The 17,316-nt window shown below is 24.4% G+C and carries 16 protein-coding genes; 15 read left to right on the forward strand and 1 reads right to left on the reverse strand.

Going from position 1 to position 17,316, the window contains the following annotated elements; all coding sequences use genetic code 11:
* Positions 1 to 7: 7 nt before the first annotated feature.
* The 8 genes from mutS (at position 8) to efp (ending at position 9,471) form a co-directional block, all read left to right on the forward strand.
* Positions 8 to 2,593 carry a DNA mismatch repair protein MutS gene (gene mutS / locus WFJ11_RS03535; RefSeq protein ID WP_338817727.1) on the forward strand — a complete coding sequence of 862 codons (2,586 nt, stop codon included), beginning with the start codon at positions 8 to 10 and terminating at the stop codon, positions 2,591 to 2,593.
* Between the two features lie 13 nt (positions 2,594 to 2,606).
* The gene (mutL, locus tag WFJ11_RS03540; RefSeq protein ID WP_338817728.1) at positions 2,607 to 4,457 is read left to right on the forward strand and encodes a DNA mismatch repair endonuclease MutL; all 1,851 of its coding nucleotides are present in this window, start codon (positions 2,607 to 2,609) and stop codon (positions 4,455 to 4,457) included.
* 2 nt (positions 4,458 to 4,459) lie between these two features.
* Complete coding sequence (gene miaA, locus WFJ11_RS03545; protein ID WP_338817729.1) at positions 4,460 to 5,401, forward strand: tRNA (adenosine(37)-N6)-dimethylallyltransferase MiaA; 942 nt, start codon at positions 4,460 to 4,462, stop codon at positions 5,399 to 5,401.
* Position 5,402: 1 nt separating this feature from the next.
* Positions 5,403 to 6,683 (forward strand): aminotransferase class I/II-fold pyridoxal phosphate-dependent enzyme, encoded by a 1,281-nt coding sequence (locus WFJ11_RS03550; RefSeq protein ID WP_338817730.1) that lies wholly within the window; start codon positions 5,403 to 5,405, stop codon positions 6,681 to 6,683.
* A 142-nt stretch (positions 6,684 to 6,825) separates the two neighbouring features.
* Positions 6,826 to 7,428, forward strand: coding sequence for an endonuclease III (nth, locus tag WFJ11_RS03555; protein ID WP_036715297.1), 603 nt, complete (start codon positions 6,826 to 6,828; stop codon positions 7,426 to 7,428).
* 8 nt (positions 7,429 to 7,436) lie between these two features.
* On the forward strand, positions 7,437 to 8,465 hold the full coding sequence (locus WFJ11_RS03560) for a VanW family protein (protein WP_338817731.1): 1,029 nt from the start codon (positions 7,437 to 7,439) through the stop codon (positions 8,463 to 8,465).
* Positions 8,452 to 8,832, forward strand: a complete 381-nt coding sequence (locus tag WFJ11_RS03565; protein ID WP_338817732.1) for a G5 domain-containing protein — start codon at positions 8,452 to 8,454, stop codon at positions 8,830 to 8,832. The genes WFJ11_RS03560 and WFJ11_RS03565 overlap by 14 nt, the downstream gene beginning before the upstream one ends.
* Positions 8,833 to 8,913: 81 nt before the next feature.
* Positions 8,914 to 9,471, forward strand: coding sequence for an elongation factor P (gene efp / locus WFJ11_RS03570; protein ID WP_009372767.1), 558 nt, complete (start codon positions 8,914 to 8,916; stop codon positions 9,469 to 9,471).
* 45 nt (positions 9,472 to 9,516) lie between these two features.
* Here the strand turns inward: efp and WFJ11_RS03575 are convergent, their stop codons facing one another.
* Entirely contained in the window at positions 9,517 to 10,491 is a 975-nt protein-coding gene (locus WFJ11_RS03575) for a tyrosine recombinase XerC (RefSeq protein ID WP_293439754.1), read from the reverse strand.
* A 178-nt stretch (positions 10,492 to 10,669) separates the two neighbouring features.
* On the opposite strand from WFJ11_RS03575, the gene WFJ11_RS03580 reads away from it, so the two are divergent.
* From WFJ11_RS03580 to WFJ11_RS03610, 7 genes are all read left to right on the forward strand, one after another.
* Positions 10,670 to 10,813, forward strand: a complete 144-nt coding sequence (locus WFJ11_RS03580; RefSeq protein ID WP_314938172.1) for a hypothetical protein — start codon at positions 10,670 to 10,672, stop codon at positions 10,811 to 10,813.
* A gap of 104 nt (positions 10,814 to 10,917) precedes the next feature.
* Positions 10,918 to 11,598, forward strand: a complete 681-nt coding sequence (locus tag WFJ11_RS03585) for a hypothetical protein (protein ID WP_338817733.1) — start codon at positions 10,918 to 10,920, stop codon at positions 11,596 to 11,598.
* A gap of 86 nt (positions 11,599 to 11,684) precedes the next feature.
* Positions 11,685 to 13,724, forward strand: coding sequence for a SpaA isopeptide-forming pilin-related protein (locus WFJ11_RS03590; protein ID WP_338817734.1), 2,040 nt, complete (start codon positions 11,685 to 11,687; stop codon positions 13,722 to 13,724).
* 51 nt (positions 13,725 to 13,775) lie between these two features.
* Positions 13,776 to 15,491 carry a JAB domain-containing protein gene (locus WFJ11_RS03595; protein WP_338817735.1) on the forward strand — a complete coding sequence of 572 codons (1,716 nt, stop codon included), beginning with the start codon at positions 13,776 to 13,778 and terminating at the stop codon, positions 15,489 to 15,491.
* 128 nt (positions 15,492 to 15,619) lie between these two features.
* Positions 15,620 to 15,976 carry a hypothetical protein gene (locus tag WFJ11_RS03600; RefSeq protein WP_314938181.1) on the forward strand — a complete coding sequence of 119 codons (357 nt, stop codon included), beginning with the start codon at positions 15,620 to 15,622 and terminating at the stop codon, positions 15,974 to 15,976.
* A gap of 2 nt (positions 15,977 to 15,978) precedes the next feature.
* Positions 15,979 to 16,284 carry a hypothetical protein gene (locus tag WFJ11_RS03605; RefSeq protein ID WP_314938183.1) on the forward strand — a complete coding sequence of 102 codons (306 nt, stop codon included), beginning with the start codon at positions 15,979 to 15,981 and terminating at the stop codon, positions 16,282 to 16,284.
* Between the two features lie 21 nt (positions 16,285 to 16,305).
* Positions 16,306 to 17,310, forward strand: a complete 1,005-nt coding sequence (locus WFJ11_RS03610; RefSeq protein ID WP_338817736.1) for a toprim domain-containing protein — start codon at positions 16,306 to 16,308, stop codon at positions 17,308 to 17,310.
* Positions 17,311 to 17,316: the final 6 nt, after the last annotated feature.

Below are 17,316 nucleotides of genomic sequence, written 5' to 3' on the forward strand. Positions count from 1 at the left end.
AGTAATTATGAGCGATTTTACACCAATGATGAAACAATATCTAGAAGTTAAATCTAATTATAATGATTGTATTATTTTTTATAGACTAGGTGATTTTTATGAAATGTTTTTTGAAGATGCAAAAATAGTTTCAAAAATTTTAGATCTAGCATTAACTAAAAGGGATTGTGGCAGTGGTAAAACTGCACCAATGTGTGGTATTCCACATCATGTTGTAAATCAATATTTATATAAGTTAGTTTCTGAAGGTTTTAAAGTTGCTATTTGTGAACAAGTTCAAGATCCAAAACTTGCTAAAGGAATTGTAAAGAGGGAAGTTATTAAACTAGTAACTCCGGGAACTATTGATGAATTTGATGAATTAGCTACTAATAAAAATAATTATATTATGAGTATCTATATGGATTCTACAAATTTAAGTATCACATATTCTGATATTTCAACCAGTGAAATATTCTGTACAAGTATTTTTGAAATGAACAGAGATAATTTAATTACAGCTTTAGAGGAAGAAGTAATTCGTACAACTCCGTCAGAAGTTATAATAAATTCAAATATATTAAAATCATTAGAAAAAAGTGTTGTTAAATTATTGAAAAATTTAAGAATTGTTTATACAAAAGTAGATATAGATCAAGATTTTAAATCTTTAAGAGAGAATAATGAAGAATTTTATTCTAGTAATCTTAGTAATAAAATATTACTTTTTTCAATAGATAACTTTTATAAATATGTTTGCAGATTTAATGTTAAATTGAATGATTTTAAAAAAGTTAATTTATATAAATTAAGTGATTATCTAAGAATTGATGCTAATTCAAGAATTAATTTGGAACTTAAAAAAAATAATTTTAGTAATGACATAAATGGCTCTTTATTATCAGTTATAAATTATACTAAAACTCCTATGGGTTTTAGATTGCTTAATAAATGGTTAGATCAACCTCTTCTAGAAATAGAAAAAATTCAAAAAAGGCAATCGTTGGTTGAAGATTTAGTTTTAAACTCAAATTTAAGAAATGAATTAGAAGAACTATTAGCAAGTATTTCTGATATAGAAAGAATAAATTCAAAAATTTCTTTTGGAAATTGTAATGCAAGAGATTTAATTCATTTAAAAAATTCTTTATCAGCTGTTCCAAAGATTAAAAGATTATTTTTAGATAGTAATACTTTATTTTCTAATATAGCTTTAAATATTCCTGATACCGAGTATATCTATAATCTTATAAATTCAGCTATTCTTGAAGACGTAGGAATTTTATTGAAAGAGGGAAATTTGATAAAGATTGGATATGATGAAGAACTTGATGTAATTAGAGATAATAAAATCGTTGGAAAAGAAAAGCTAATTAAATATGAAGTTGATCAAAGAAATATTACCGGAATTAAAAATTTAAGATTAATATTTAATAAGAAAACAGGTTATTTTTTTGAAGTTACAAAATCATATCAAAACTTAGTTCCCGAATATTTTGAATTAAAACAAACTTTAACTAATGCAAATAGGTATAAAACAAATGAACTTCTAACTATTGAAAATATGATATTCGGATCAGAAAGTGATATTATAGAAAAAGAATATGAATTATTTATTTCAATAAGAAATACAATAAAAATGAATATTAAAACATTACAAAAATTATCAGATATAATTTCATTTATAGATTCCATATATTCTTTATCAATAGTTGCATTTAAAAATAATTATTGTAAACCGACTTTAAATTCAGAAGGGATTATAGATATAAAAAATGGTAGACATCCTGTTATAGAAAGCTTTTTAAGTTCAATAAATGAATTTATCCCTAATGATATAAATATTGGGCAAAGTGATAATTTAATTCAGGTTATAACAGGACCTAATATGAGTGGGAAATCAACTTATATAAGACAGATAGCTCTCATAGTTATATTAGCTCAGATTGGTTCATTCGTACCTGCTGATAGTGCAAATATTTCGATAGTAGATAAGATATTTACTCGTATTGGAGCTTCAGATAATCTATATAAAGGAGAAAGTACCTTTATGGTAGAAATGAAAGAAGTTAATAATATTTTAAGATATGCTACTAAAAATAGTTTACTTATACTTGATGAGGTTGGGAGAGGAACTTCAACTTTTGATGGATTAAGTCTCGCTTGGGCAATTCTTGAGTATATTACAAAAAATATAAAATCGAAAACATTATTTGCTACACATTATCACGAATTAATTGACTTAGAACATACTTTTGCTTGCATAAAAAATAAACATATTCAAGTTATTGAAGATAAAGAAAATGATGAAATAGTCTTTTTAAGAAAGATAATGGATGGCGGAGCTAATAAGAGTTATGGAATAGCAGTTGCAAAACTTGCAGGACTTCCTATGGAAGTTATAAATCGTTCAAAAATTATTTTAGATAGCATTGAAAATAAGGAAATTGAAATAGAAAAAGATATTATTGATAGTTCAAATGTAATAAAAACTAAGGTCAATGATAAAATAATTACTAATCTAAATAGTATAAATATTGAAAAAATAAGCCCAATGGAAGCTTTTGGTATATTAAATGATTTAATAAATATAGCTAAAAGTGATAATGAATAGATAGGAGATTTATATGTCTATAAAATTATTGTCAGAAGATACAATTCAAAAAATTGCAGCAGGAGAAGTTATAGAAAATCCTTATTCTGTAATAAAAGAATTGGTTGAAAATTCAATAGATTCAGGTGCAACATTTATTAAGGTTGAAATAAAAAATGCAGGTAAAAAAGAAATTATGATTTCTGATAACGGCTGTGGAATTGAAGAAGATGATATAGAGTTGGCATTTACCAAACACGCTACATCTAAATTAAATAATTTTGAAGATATATATTCTATTCTTTCTTATGGATTTAGAGGAGAGGCATTAGCTAGTATATCTGCAATTTCAAAAGTTGATATTAATACAAGAACAAAGAACAGTGAATTCGGAATTCACTGTTATCTTGAAAATAATAAGATTATTAGAAAAAATAAGATAGGGATGAATTTAGGAACAACAATTTACATTAGAGATTTATTTTACAATGTTCCTATTAGAAAGAAATTTTTAAAATCAGATGCATATGAAAACTCAATCATAACAACGTTGATGTACTCTTTTGCATTGGCTAATCAAAAAATATCTTTTAAATATATAAAAGATTCGAAAGTTGTATTCGAAACAAGTGAAAAAAATACTTTAAAAGATGATATAAAATATATCTTTAAAGATGATTTTTATAAGAATTTAATTTCTATAAACATTGAGGACTCAGATTATAAGATTTATGGATATATTTCAAATAATCACTTTTATAAAGGCAGTAGAGCATCACAATTTTTATTTGTTAATGGAAGATATATTTTTGATGAAAAGATTAGAAATATAATAGAAAAATCAATTGCTACATTAATACCAAAAGGAAAGTTTCCTGCATTTGTAATATTTATCGAAGTAAATCCCAGCTTAATAGATATAAATGTTCATCCAAATAAAAGAAAGATTAAATTTATTTTTGAAGACAAGTTACTAAATTTACTTAATAATAACATTACTGACATTGTTCTAAAAAATACTACAAGTGATTTTATATCTGTAAAGGAAGAACAAAAAGAAAAAATCTTATACAACGAAGAAAAGATTAATAACAAACAATCTTCAGAAGAAGATATTATTGAAGCTATAATTTATGATGATGATTATAATACACAAAATATAGTAAATAAGTTTTCTTATGATGATTTATTTAAAGTAAATAAAGATGATATACAAACGATAAATGAAGAAGATAATATTGAAAATTATATTGTTAAGGACGAAAAAGTAGAAAATACTCCAGTATTGGAACAAATAAAACTTGATGATAATACTGAAACTTCAAAAAATATTTTAGATTATGAAATTATAGGTAAAATTTTTTCAAAATATATTTTATTGTCCGATAAGGATGAGTTTATAATTATAGATATATTAAATGCTAAATATAGACTGTTGTATGAAAATTTATTGGATAATTACAATAATTGTACTATTACAAAACAGATACTTTTATTTCCTATAATTTTGGAATTAAATGAATATAAATTGAGTGTGTTTAATACTATTAAAGATAAATTGAATAATTTAGGTATAGAAGCTGATATTTTTGATGAAAATTCTATAGCAATAAGGACAATGCCTAATTTATTAAATGATAATTTAGATAAAGAAGATATTAGAGAAATGCTTGATGAACTGTTATTTAAAGATAATAGAGTGTTTGAAGATTCGCTATACAAAATGGTTTGTAAAAAACGAATAAATACTAGTTTAACGGATTTCGAAGTAGAAGAATTATTGTCACAGTTATCTAAAATAAATCTAGATATAAATTTCTATGATAAAAAAATATTAAGAAAAATATCTAAAGAAGATTTTGATAAATTATTTTTTAAGGAATAAAAATGAAGAAAAAAATAATATTTATTGTTGGCCCTACATCTGTCGGAAAAACAAAGTTAAGCGTTGATATAGCAAAAGAATTTTCAGGAGAAATTATTTCTTGTGATTCCATGCAAATTTATAGAGAATTTAATATTGGAACTGCTAAAATAACAGAAGAGGAAATAAGGGGAACTAACCATTATATGATTGATATTTTAGATGGCAATCAAAAATTTAATGTTTCTGAATATAAAAAAATGGCAGAGAAGTACATTGAAGTAATATATTCTCATAATAATATTCCAATATTTGCTGGTGGAACAGGACTTTATGTAAATTCTATATTATATGATTTTAAATTTACTGATGCTGAACAATCAATGGATTTAAGAGAACGAATAACCAAATTTTACGAAAAAAATGGGGCAGATTTACTTTATGATTTATTATTATATCTAGACTATTCAAGTAGAGAAAAAATTCATAAAAACAATATAAAAAGAGTAATTAGAGCAATAGAAGTTTGTGTAAATACAAAAAAAGAATTTTCCGAACAATGCAAAGATTATGAAAATAATAATTGTAAGTATGATTACTTAATAATAGGGCTAACTTTAGATAGAAAAATATTATATGATAAAATAAATTCTAGAGTCGATATAATGATTAATAATGGACTTGTTGAAGAAGCAACAAGTCTATATAAAAAATATGGCGAGTATTCACAACCATTTACTGCTATTGGATACAAAGAGTTTATTCCATATTTTAAGAGAGAAATTACTCTGGAATCTTGTATTGATAATATAAAACAAAATTCAAGAAAATACGCTAAAAGACAATTTACTTGGTTTAATAGGAATGAAAATATACATTGGATTGATGTTGAAAATGGATATGATAAAGTTCTATTTAAATCTAAAAAATTAGTAAAAGATTTTTTAACCAAAGGAGAATTATAAATTGGAAAAATATTTAGATACTGATTTTAATTTTAATTCTAAAATTATTAATTTTGTAAACAAATGTTCTAAGGAAATAGAAATAGAATTTGAAACTTTAAAAGAAATAGAAGAATATAATCAATTAAAAGTTTTAAATGCATTTAAAAAGCAAAAATTATCCGCTACTGATTTTTCTTGGACAACAGGATATGGATACGGTGATATTGGAAGAGAGAAATTAGAAAGGATATATTGCGACATCTTTAAAGCAAAAGATGCTATTGTAAGGCAAGAAATAACTTGTGGAACTCATGCAATTTCTTTAGCATTGCAGGGAAATTTATTACCAGGAGACGAGTTTATTTATATAACTGGAACTCCTTATGATACGCTTTTAAAGGTTATAGGTATTAGTGGAGAAGAAAAAGGAACACTACTTGATTATGGAATAAAGTATGATAAAGTTGATTTAGTAAATAATGAAATTGATGTAGAAACTGTATTATCTAAAATCAATTCAAAGACTAAATTATTAGCTATTCAAAGATCTCCTGGTTATAGCAGTAGAAGATGTATTTCAATTAGTGAATTGGAAACAGTTATTAATAAAATAAAATCAAGGTTTCCAGATATTATTATAATGATTGATAATTGCTACTGTGAATTTGTAGAAAAAAAGGAACCTCTAGAAGTTGGTGCCGACATAGTTGTAGGATCATTATTAAAAAATTTAGGTGCAGGAATCACTTTAAATGGAGGATACATAGTTTCAAACTCTAATGATATTATAGAATCTATTTCTAATAGACTTACTTCTCCAGGTCTTGGAAAGCATGTAGGTGTAAGTTTTGGTACTACAAGAGCAATTATTCAAGGATTATACTTTGCGCCTCATATAGTTTTAGAAGCAGTAAAAAGTGCAATATTAGTATCATATATTTTTGAAAAGTTAGGATATAAAACAATTCCTAAATATAATGAAAAAAGAAGCGATATTATTCAAGTAATTACTTTAAATGATGAGAATAAAGTTATAGATTTTTGCAGAGCTATACAAGAATTTTGTTGTGTAGATAGCCATGTTGTTCCATATCCATGGGATATGCCAGGATATTCTGATAAAATTATTATGGCTTCAGGAAGCTTTATAGATGGCTCAAGCATTGAATTAAGTGCTGATGGACCATTAAGAGAACCTTATAATGTGTATTATCAAGGTGGGTTAAATTTTTATCAAACGAAGATTGCATTAATTAATGTTTTAAATACATTTTATGATAAAAAATATATAAATTTATAATGATTTAAAAGTATTTTTATATAAATTATGGTATAATAGTTATAGTTTTACACTTTATGAAAAAACTATAACTGATAAATTATAATATGATATTGGAGTGAATGTTTTGAAATGTTTATCAAAAGAAAAAATAAACATTGTAATGGAAAAATTAGAAAAATTATATCCTGATGCAAAACCAGAACTTAATTTTTCTAATAGTTTCGAGCTGTTGATAGCAACTATATTATCTGCTCAATGTACTGATGTTAGAGTTAATAAGGTTACTGAAAAATTATTTAGAGATTTTAAAACTCCTGAAGAATTTTTAACTTTAAATATAGAAGATTTATCAAAATATATACACAGTTGTGGTTTTTATAATTCAAAGAGTAAGAATATTTTAGAAACCTGTAGAATTTTAGTAGAAAAATACAACTCTACAGTTCCGAGTGATATGGAATCTCTAACCACGTTGCCAGGCGTTGGGAGAAAAACGGCAAATGTAGTTAGATCTTGTGCCTTTGGTATTCCATCACTTGCAGTTGATACTCATGTTTTTAGAGTTACAAATAGAATAGGAATTATAAATGAAGGTAATGTTTTAGATTCTGAATTTGCATTAATGAAGAAGCTAAAGAAAAATACATGGAATAAAGCTCATCATTTATTTATTTTTCATGGAAGAAGAGTATGTAAATCAAGAAAACCAAATTGTGAAAAATGTATAATAAATTCTGAATGCTTATATTATAAAAATTTGTAGGAGGATATATGAAAAAATATATTAAAATATTTGCTATATTAGGAATATTTTTAATAGGAACAATATCAGGTTATATTTTGCTTAATAGAAATCCATTAAGCAACGCTAAGGGGTATACTAAAAATTTAAAAAGAGAAGAACTTTTAACGTATGATAAGATTTATGAAGGAATTTATATTAATAATATTGATCTGAAAGATTTAACTAAAGAGGAAGCAATTGAAAAAATTAAACAAAGTTTAGAAATAAGTAATGAATTTACATTAAAACATGATAGTTATACTAAGAAATTTGTTCCAAAAGATATAGATTTCTCATATGATTATGAAAAATTAGTCAATGAAGCATTTAATATTGGTAGATCAGGATCAGATGATGAAAGAATTGAAACTTTAAAGAACTTATTAAAAAATCCTAAAAAATATGATATTAAGTCTACTTTTGATTTATCAAAATTAAATAGCATTATTACCGAAATTTCTGAAAAAATAAATTCTGAACCAATAGATGAAAAATTTTCTTTTTCTGAAGGAAAAATATCAGTTGTGGATGGTAAAGTTGGATTAAAAGTTGAGAGTGAAAAAATATTGGATAATTTTAATACAGTTCCTGTGAAATTTGATTTAGAAATACCAACTATTGTTACAGAATATAAAAAGATTGATAAAACATTGTTATCATCAGTCAAAGGTGTAATAGGAGAAGCAACTACTAAATTTGATAATCAGCCTAATAGAAATAATAATATAAAAATCGCAGCAAATAAAATTAATGAATTTGTAGTAAATCCAGGAGAAACATTCTCTTTTTCAAAAGAGTTAGGGGAAGTATCTAAAAATACAGGTTATAAGCCTGCAGGAACATTTATTAATAGTAAGATAGTAGATTCTATAGGAGGAGGAATTTGCCAAGTTAGTTCTACCTTATATCAAGCGTTAGTTAAATCTGATTTAAAAATAGTTGAACGAAATCAACATTCAATGAGGGTACCTTATTGTACTATTGGTTTAGATGCAATGTACTATGAAGGTTTCTAGTGATTTGAAATTTCAAAATACATTTGATTTTCCTATAGTTATAACTAGTTATGTTTCAAATGGGGAAATAACTTTTAGAATATTGGGTGATACAGATAAGAAAAATTATGATATTAAACTATTTACTACTGATGTTTCTCGAATTCCAATGCCTATAGAGGAAGTTCCGGATCCAAGTTTACCAGAAGGAAAGAAAGTCGTAGTTGAAAAGGGATTTCCAGGTTATAGGGGCTCATCATATAAACAAAAAGGAAATGGAAAAGCAGAATTATTAAATAGTGATTATTACAAACCAAAAAAACAAATTGTTAAAGTAGGAACAAAAAAAGAAGTAAAAGAAACTATTGAAAAAGAAAAAAATGATTAATAATGAGCAAAAATATAGATATTTTTAATGTAATATGTTATAATACTTTTTAGATTATTTATTAAAATAGGAGGAATAATAATGATTTCAGCAGGAGATTTTAGAAAAGGTACTACATTTGAAATGGATGGAGATGTATACCAAATTATAGATTTTCAACATGTAAAACCTGGAAAAGGTGCTGCTTTTGTAAGAACTAAGATAAAATCAGTAAAAAATGGTGGTTCTAGAGAAATGACTTTTAACCCAAATGATAAATATGAAGTTGCAAAAATTGAAACTAAAGAGATGCAATATTTATATTCAGATGGTGAGTTATATTACTTTATGGATACAGAAACTTATGAACAATTACCATTGAACTTTGATGTTGTAGAAGATGCTCTACTATATTTAAGAGAAAATGACAATGCTACAATAAGATTTCATGATGGAAAAGCATTTAATGTTAGTGCACCAAATTTTGTAGAACTTGAAGTTGTAGAAACTGAACCTGGTGTTAAAGGTGATTCAGCAACTGGTGCAAACAAACCTGCCAAAGTTGAAACAGGAGCAGTTATAACAGTACCTTTATTTATAAATAATGGTGATAAAATAAAAATTGATACTAGAACAAATGAATATCTTTCAAGAGTTTAATAAAAAAGACAAGTAATGAACTTGTCTTTTTTTGATTCAATAATATTATATTTTTAACTTTGAAATAGGATTTTTTGAAATTCCTTTTTTTATATCGTCATCATCCAAGTGGGTATATATCTGTGTTGTAGCTACACTCGTATGACCTAAAATACTCTGAATAGTTCTAATATCTACATCTCCATATTTATACATAAGTGTTGCTGCTGTATGCCTTAATTTATGAGGAGTATAAATTTTTGGATTCAGTCCAGCTAATTCAATATATTTTTTTAATCTTAATTGAATAGATCTATTGGAAATTCTTTTTTTATGTGAACTTAAGAATAGGGCATTTGTATCTTTTGTTACAGGCCTAAGTTTTAAGTAACTTTTTATTGCATAAATACAATTTTCATTTAGAAAAACAGTTCTTTCCTTATCACCTTTTCCAATAACAGTTAATTTATCATCTTTAATAGATTCTATATTTATACCAGTTAGTTCAGAAATTCTTAGACCACATGTTAAGAAAATTAATATTATACATAAATCTCTTGCTCTGTTAAACTCATTATTTTCACCTTTTATAGAATTAATGACTTTTTCTGATTCAGATAAAGTCAAATATACAGGATTTCTTTTTTGTAATTTTGGTAATTCTAATTTTTCTGAAGGGTTTTTATCAATTAATTCAACAGTATTATGCAAGTATTTAAACCATGATTTTATAGCAGATATTTTTCTTGCTTTAGTTTTAGTAGAATCATTAAAGTATGAATCACAAAAAGAAATATATGCATGTAAATCGGTTATATCAATATCTAGTATATCACGTTTGTTAATTGATAAAATACAAACAGAATCTATATCAGAATCTAAATTATAACCGAATAATTTTTTTCTCATAACTATAAACTTCAAAAATCTTTTTAAATCATAATAATATTCTTTAACAGTAAGAGTAGAACGTCCTTTTATGGTTAATAAATAATTCAAGTAGTCATCTAATATAGTTGGACAATCATTAAAATGTTCCATTATAGTATCTCCTTAAAATTTTATTATATTTTCGCAAAACTATAAAGTTGTGAAAATTGGCATTATATTATATTATATTATATTTTTTTATTTTAATTAATTTAAAAATATATAATGAATTTCTTTTTTTTTATAATGTTTTATAATATAATATATTATACCATACAAGGAGGTTTTTATGAATAATTTTGAAGAACTAATGAAAGATATAGGTGTTAATGATTTTGAAGAATTACTTGAGTGGATTAAAAATAATCCTGAAAATCAACTTGCTAAAGATTTAAAAGAATTTTTAGCTTTTGTTGAAGAACAAGAAGAATAAAAACGCCTTTATTTTTATTTTTTTAATTAAAGGCATATAAATATTCTAAATTTATTATAAAGTTTAAAATTTAATGAATTTTTTGACATTAAGGAGGTCTAAAAATGAAAACAACACTACAAAATTTTTTTAAGTCAAAAAAAAATAAAGTTATATGTTTTTCAATTCTAGCATTCACAATTTTAGCTGGTGCTGGATTTTACTTAAATTCACGAGTACAAGAGCAAAAAAAAATAGACCAGGCTAGAATTGAAAAAGAAAAAGCTGAAGAACAAGCGAAGAAAGAGCAAGAAGAAAAAGAAAAAATAGAACTTGCGAAAGCTGAAGAAGAAAAGAAAAAGGCTGAAGAACTAGAAAAAGAAAAACAAAAACAAGCTGAAGAAGAAAAGGCAAAAGTAGAGCAACAAAAAGCTGAAGTTGATAAAGGAGAAAAAGATAATTTTGTAGAAAACAAATCAAATTCAATAAAGAAAGAAACTCAAAAAAATAGTAATTCAACTTCAAAAAAGACTGAAAATTCAAAGAAAAATAAGAAAAAAGATAATAACAATAATAACAACAATTCAAATAAAGATAATACTTTTGAAGTTGAAGGAGATGGCTATCCTACCGTTTTAGGAAACTCTGGAAGATTTTTTTCTTCAAAAAGCGAAGCTGATAATTGGGCATTTGCTCAACTTGAGAATGACGATAGTAATTGGAGTAAATCAGGTTATAGAAGATTTTCAACTTCACAATGTAAACGAAATGGACAAATTGGTTGGACTGTGAATTTTAGAAAATAAAATAAATAAAAAAATAAATTAATGAGAAGTAAAAAAATACTTCTCATTTTTTTATATAAAAAAAATCAAAAAAGGAGGATTTTATAATGGATAAAATCAAAAAAAATTACAAAAAAGTATCAGCTTTTATTCTAGCATTTTTAATTAGTTTTATAACAATTATACCTAGTTTAAGAGCTGAAACTGGTACTTCAAGTTGGATACCAGGATATTTTTATAGTGTTGCTGGTGGCACACACGGTCAAATGGATAGATTAAAAATAGACGGAGAAGATGTTTTTTGCATAGATCCTGAGCATGTCTTTAAAAATGGTTCAGGATTTAGTGAAGGAAACATTTCAAGCGTTTTAACAGATGAACAGAAAGATAAAATAGAACTTATTCATCATTTTGGATATATTCTCAACGGAAAAGGAGATAGAAATAGAGCATATACTCAAATAGCAATTTGGGAAGCTCTTGGATATTCCGTAAAAGTTGGTTCAAGCAAAGGAGCAAATGATAGACAAGCAGATTATGAAAGTTGGCTAAAAAATGTTCAAAAAGATATTAATAACTGGTTAAGTGTTCCTAGTTGGAATAAAACAACAATTAAAGGAAAAATAGGAGATACTATTACACTTGACGGAGAAAATAAAATTAGTGGCTCATATGTAGAAAGTGCAAATGGTTCATCTGTTTGGGCTGAAGATGGAAAAATTAATATAAAAATAACAGAAAATTCACAAGATGGAAAAGTTAAATTAAGAAAAAAACCGGCTGGATATGACGAAGCTAAAGGAATAACACTTGTTTATACAAAATCAGGTTCACAAAAAGTAAGTAAACTACGATTAGGATTAGACCCTATTCCTTTTTCAATAAATATTCAAGTTGAAAAGCCTACCCAAACTAAAATTTTAAAAGTAGGGGAAAATGGTGAAAAAGTCAAAGGTGCAATTTTTGAAATGTGTTATAGTGAAGATTTTAAAAGTAGTACAGTTTATGAATATACAACTGATGAGAACGGATTTACTAAATTAGATGACTGGGCTTTACAAGGCAAAACAGTTTATGTAAGAGAAAAATTTGTACCAGCACCTTATATAAAATCTGATGAAATAAAGACTTTTAAGGTTACAAATGGTGGAAATGTTGAATTAAAATTCACTAATAAAAAGGCTAAAGGAGAAATAAGGGTTTTAAAAGTTGATAAAGGTACTGGAAAAGGTCTTGCTGGAGCTGAATTTGAATTATATAAAAATTCAGTTGATAAATCTAACCTAATCGGAAAATTTGGTACAAATTCTGAAGGGAAACTTGCTATTGATAGTCTAGAACTAGACAAGTACATTTTAAGAGAAATAAAAGCACCTGAAGGCTATTTTATAGACAAGAATAATCAAGATACTGAATTTAATTTAGAATATAAAAATCAAACAGTTGAAAAAGTTGTTGAAGAAAGAAAAATTAATAATGATAAAATTACAACTGAAGTTGAATTAACAAAAAAAGATACAATGAATATGGAAAATGTTCCTGGTGCGACAGTTGAATTTGAAAACACAAAAACAAAAGAAAAAAAGACAGCAACAACTGACGAAAACGGAAAAATTAAAATTAAATTAACTTATGGAGAATGGATTTACAAAGAAACAATCGCACCAGTTGGCTATGTTAAAGCTGAAAAATTTGGAAAAATTAATGTAACAGAAAATGGTGCAGAAATCAAAGAAATTTTATGGAATCAACCTATTGTATCTAATTATGAACTAACAAAACAAGACACAATAACAAAACAAGCATTACCTGGTTGTGAAGTTGTGATAAAAAATGAAAATGGCGAAGTTGTTTTTAAAGGCAAGACTGACGAAAACGGAAAAATTAAAACAAAGTTAAGATATGGAAAATATATTTTAGAAGAAACAATCGCACCAGTTGGCTATGTAAAAGCAACAAAAACTTTAGAAATCAATGTAACTGAAGACGGTGCAACTATTGAGCAAGTTTTGTATAATGATAAAATTCAATTAATGCCAAAAACTAACTTATATAGTTCAAGTATGATTTTTAGTGCTTTGCTATTAGTTAGTGGATTAGGTGCTGGGTTTGTTTTATTAAAGATTAAAAAACAAGAAGAAAATTAGATAGAGAGATTTTTTAATCTCTCTTTTTAAAAAATAATTTTGAGGTTGATTATGGATAAAGAAAAAAATAATTTTTGGATAGTTGAATTTAATGAAACTGATGAAAAAATAAAAAATTTTGCTAATGAAATTATAACTCCTGAATTAATTGATAAAATAAAAATTTTAGATAAACAATTTAGTTTGAAGGAAAAAGGTAGTTATAAATTTTATTTTGATCATATCATAAATAATAAAACGGTTGAACATATAAGAATTGATGTAGGGGAAGATGATTTAGAAAATAAACAATTTTTTAATTATCTTCGAGAAGACATTGAAAATAATTTACTTTTAGGTGAAAAAGAAGAAAAATTAATTAAAAAAGAAAAAAATTCTGATAAAACTCTTTATGAATATTTTAATGTAAAAAATAAATTTGAACTATATAAACTATTAAAAAATAATGATGAAAAAGTTAAAGAATTAAAAGAATTTATTGAATTTTCTAAAAGAAAAGTAGAAAGAAATTTAAAAAAAATTAATAGTCCTAAAATTTTTGCAAATTATACTCTTAATGAGTTTTTGCCTAATAAAAATGAAATTTTTATATCAGGTGTAGATACTCATTTAAATTTAGTATCAAGAACAAAAATTGACTTAAATAAAAAAATAGATATGAAGGAAGTTTTTAAAGAATTAAATACAAAATCTTTAAGTGGTGTATTAATAGCATATAATTCAATAGATAATACAGAAATTATGGAATTAAGAGCCAAAAACTTAAAGGATATGTTTAATAATCTAGATTTCAAAGTTAGAGATTTCATAAAAATAAATAATGAGTTTGTAGTTAATGAAATGTATGATGAATATCCTATAAAAATTCAAAACGATTTTGATAAAACTTATGAGAAATATTTAAAAAACATAAAAGAAAAAGAATTTTTTAGAAAAGAAAATCAAGAATTTTATAAAGATTTAACAAAATTAAAAGGCTATGATGATTTTATTAATTACTATGTAAAACAAGAAAATATAGGTTTAAATTATTTTCTAAATGAAGATAAAATTTTAGAAAGTTTAAGACTTCCATATCAGTATTTAGAATATGAAAAAATGGGTTTAATTGCTTTAGATAAAAATTATAATATTTCTTCTATAAAGGAATATTCGAGTGGTGGACATAATTCTGCAATAATTCCTTTTAATAGAATTATGAAAGATGTTTTTGATAGTAAAGATACATCATACATTATGTATCATAACCACCCTTCAGGAAATTTAATTCAAAGTCAAGAAGATGAATTAGTAACTGATAAATTGCTTGATGCTCTAGCAATATTTGATAAAAAATTAATAGGAAGTATAGTTTTATCTGATGAGGGTTTTAATAAAATTCCTGAAGTAGTTTTAAATAATCATTATAATTATTGCTTAAATGAAACTTTAAAAAATTTAAAAATAGATGAACGTATTAAATTAAAAAATATTGATGAATTAATGTCCTTTAAAGATTATGACAAAATTGAAAAAATAGATATACAAAATAATTCTTTAGAAGATATACAACATTTAATTAAATTCAAAAATTTAAAAGAAATTAATTTAATAAATAATCCTATTAGAACACTAAAAAATTTTGAAATTATAAAATCTTTAGAACAAAAAGGAATTAAATTTAATCTAGATTTTGAACAAAAAAATAGATTAGATTTTGTTAAAAAAGAAAAAATAAAATCTAAAGAACTTAAAGCAAAAAAGAACGAAAAAATTATTGAAAGATAATTTAATATTTTTTATTTTTAATTAAAGGCATATCATAGCATTAAAAAATTTTTTTAATGCAAAATAAAGCGTTTTAAAGCTAAAAAAATTTAAATATTTAAAAATTGAAAAATTGAAAGGAGAAAAAAATGTTTAATAAAAATTTTGACTTAAATAAGCATATTGAAGAAGAAAAACTAAAAGCTGAAGAACAAGCAAAGAAAGAGCAAGAAGAAAAAGAAAAAATAGAACTTGCGAAAGCTGAAGAACTTGAAAAAGAACAAAAAAAACAAACTGAAGAAGAAAAGAATAAGGAGATAAAAAAAATGACTGATAAGAAAGATAATAAAATTAAGAGTAATAAAAAAGGAATTAAAAATTTAGTAGAAATGTATTTAGCTAAAAATAATATAAAATATAATGATTGGTTAGCTGAAAAACATCAGGAATTACTTAATGAAATGATAGAAAAAGATTTACTAATTATAAAGGGAGAAAATAAATAATTATGAAAAATACTATTTTATCAAATATAATTTTATTTGCAAAAAAAACTACTGATGCAGTTAATAGTCAAGCTAATCCTTTTGTAAATTTAATAAATTGGTTAATAGATTGGTTTGTAGTAATTGTCATTCCAGCTGGAATTTTAGCATCAATTATTAATTCTATTGTTTGGGCTTTAATGGGTGCTGAATATAAGTCAACAGCAAAAAAAGTTTATATTGGAATTGTAATTGCAGTTGCGATAGGAGTAGGTGCAAAAACAATTGCCATTATATACGAAAGTGCTATAAAAGCGAGTGGTTTATAAAAATTTTTTTGAGGATTAAATATGAGCTATGAAGATAGTAGTAAAATAAATATTTTAGATGTTGCTAGGGATTTAGGATTTAATCCTATCCCTGTTAGCAACAATATTTACAAAGACAAAACACACGATAGTTTGAGGTTTTGGACTGATACAAATTCTTTTTGTTGGTATTCAAAAGTTAATGAAATAAATGTAAAAGGAAGTAGTTTTAATTTAGTACAATTTGTAAAAAATATGACTTTTCCTGAAGCAAAAAAATATTTAATTAATAAAGGTTTTTATACTCCTGAAAACTATAAAAAAAATTATAACTATAATAAAAATAATTTAAATTATTTTAAAAAAAATAGTTCAGAAAAACAAAAAAGTTTTTTAGAAGAAAGAGAAAAACAAGAAGAGATAAAATTAAAAGTTCCACCTTTTAATACTGATTTATCAAAAATGATAAATTATTTTAAAAATGAGCGAAAAATTGAACCTTCAACAGTTTGGAAATTAATTAAAAATCATAAAGTTTTAGCTTTTGATAAATTAGATAATATTTGTTTTTTTGCAACAAATAAAGAAGGACAATGGAAAAATATTACTAAAAGGAGAATTGATACAAAAGAATTTTTTGCGTCAAAAGGTGGAGATAAAAATTACCCCTTTGTTATTAATAATAAAGCTAAAGATATTTTGGTTTGTGAAGGAGAAATTGATGCTATTTCTTGTTATGAAATGTTTGGAAATAAATTTAATTATATTTCAATTCCAGCAACAACTGACAAAGGATTAATTCATCATATTGAAGAAAATAATATTAAAAATACAAATATTTTTTTATTAATGGATAATGATGAGGCTGGAATAAAAGCAAGTAAAATAATAGCTGAAAATCTTGAAAAACTTAATCGTAATTTAAAAGTCAAAAATATGACAAATATTCTTTTAGATAATGTTAAAGATCCTAATGAATTATTAATTAAAAAAAAACAAAATATGATTGAAAAAAGTATAAAAAAAGAAAAAATTTTTGAAAGATAGGAGAAT

The sequence above is a fragment of the Parvimonas micra genome (genome assembly GCF_037482165.1).
Classification (GTDB): Bacteria; Bacillota; Clostridia; order Tissierellales; family Peptoniphilaceae; genus Parvimonas.

What these genes read in the sequence shown, in the direction of transcription:
- WFJ11_RS03575 (WP_293439754.1), bottom strand. Translation starts at nt 10,491, where the DNA reads ATGGAACATTTTAATGATTGTCCAACTATATTAGATGACTACTTGAAT.
- WFJ11_RS03600 (WP_314938181.1), top strand. Translation starts at nt 15,620, where the DNA reads ATGTTTAATAAAAATTTTGACTTAAATAAGCATATTGAAGAAGAAAAA.
- miaA (WP_338817729.1), top strand. Translation starts at nt 4,460, where the DNA reads ATGAAGAAAAAAATAATATTTATTGTTGGCCCTACATCTGTCGGAAAA.
- efp (WP_009372767.1), top strand. Translation starts at nt 8,914, where the DNA reads ATGATTTCAGCAGGAGATTTTAGAAAAGGTACTACATTTGAAATGGAT.
- WFJ11_RS03565 (WP_338817732.1), top strand. Translation starts at nt 8,452, where the DNA reads ATGAAGGTTTCTAGTGATTTGAAATTTCAAAATACATTTGATTTTCCT.
- mutL (WP_338817728.1), top strand. Translation starts at nt 2,607, where the DNA reads ATGTCTATAAAATTATTGTCAGAAGATACAATTCAAAAAATTGCAGCA.
- WFJ11_RS03605 (WP_314938183.1), top strand. Translation starts at nt 15,979, where the DNA reads ATGAAAAATACTATTTTATCAAATATAATTTTATTTGCAAAAAAAACT.
- WFJ11_RS03580 (WP_314938172.1), top strand. Translation starts at nt 10,670, where the DNA reads ATGAATAATTTTGAAGAACTAATGAAAGATATAGGTGTTAATGATTTT.
- WFJ11_RS03590 (WP_338817734.1), top strand. Translation starts at nt 11,685, where the DNA reads ATGGATAAAATCAAAAAAAATTACAAAAAAGTATCAGCTTTTATTCTA.
- WFJ11_RS03610 (WP_338817736.1), top strand. Translation starts at nt 16,306, where the DNA reads ATGAGCTATGAAGATAGTAGTAAAATAAATATTTTAGATGTTGCTAGG.
- WFJ11_RS03585 (WP_338817733.1), top strand. Translation starts at nt 10,918, where the DNA reads ATGAAAACAACACTACAAAATTTTTTTAAGTCAAAAAAAAATAAAGTT.
- nth (WP_036715297.1), top strand. Translation starts at nt 6,826, where the DNA reads ATGGAAAAATTAGAAAAATTATATCCTGATGCAAAACCAGAACTTAAT.
- mutS (WP_338817727.1), top strand. Translation starts at nt 8, where the DNA reads ATGAGCGATTTTACACCAATGATGAAACAATATCTAGAAGTTAAATCT.
- WFJ11_RS03560 (WP_338817731.1), top strand. Translation starts at nt 7,437, where the DNA reads ATGAAAAAATATATTAAAATATTTGCTATATTAGGAATATTTTTAATA.
- WFJ11_RS03595 (WP_338817735.1), top strand. Translation starts at nt 13,776, where the DNA reads ATGGATAAAGAAAAAAATAATTTTTGGATAGTTGAATTTAATGAAACT.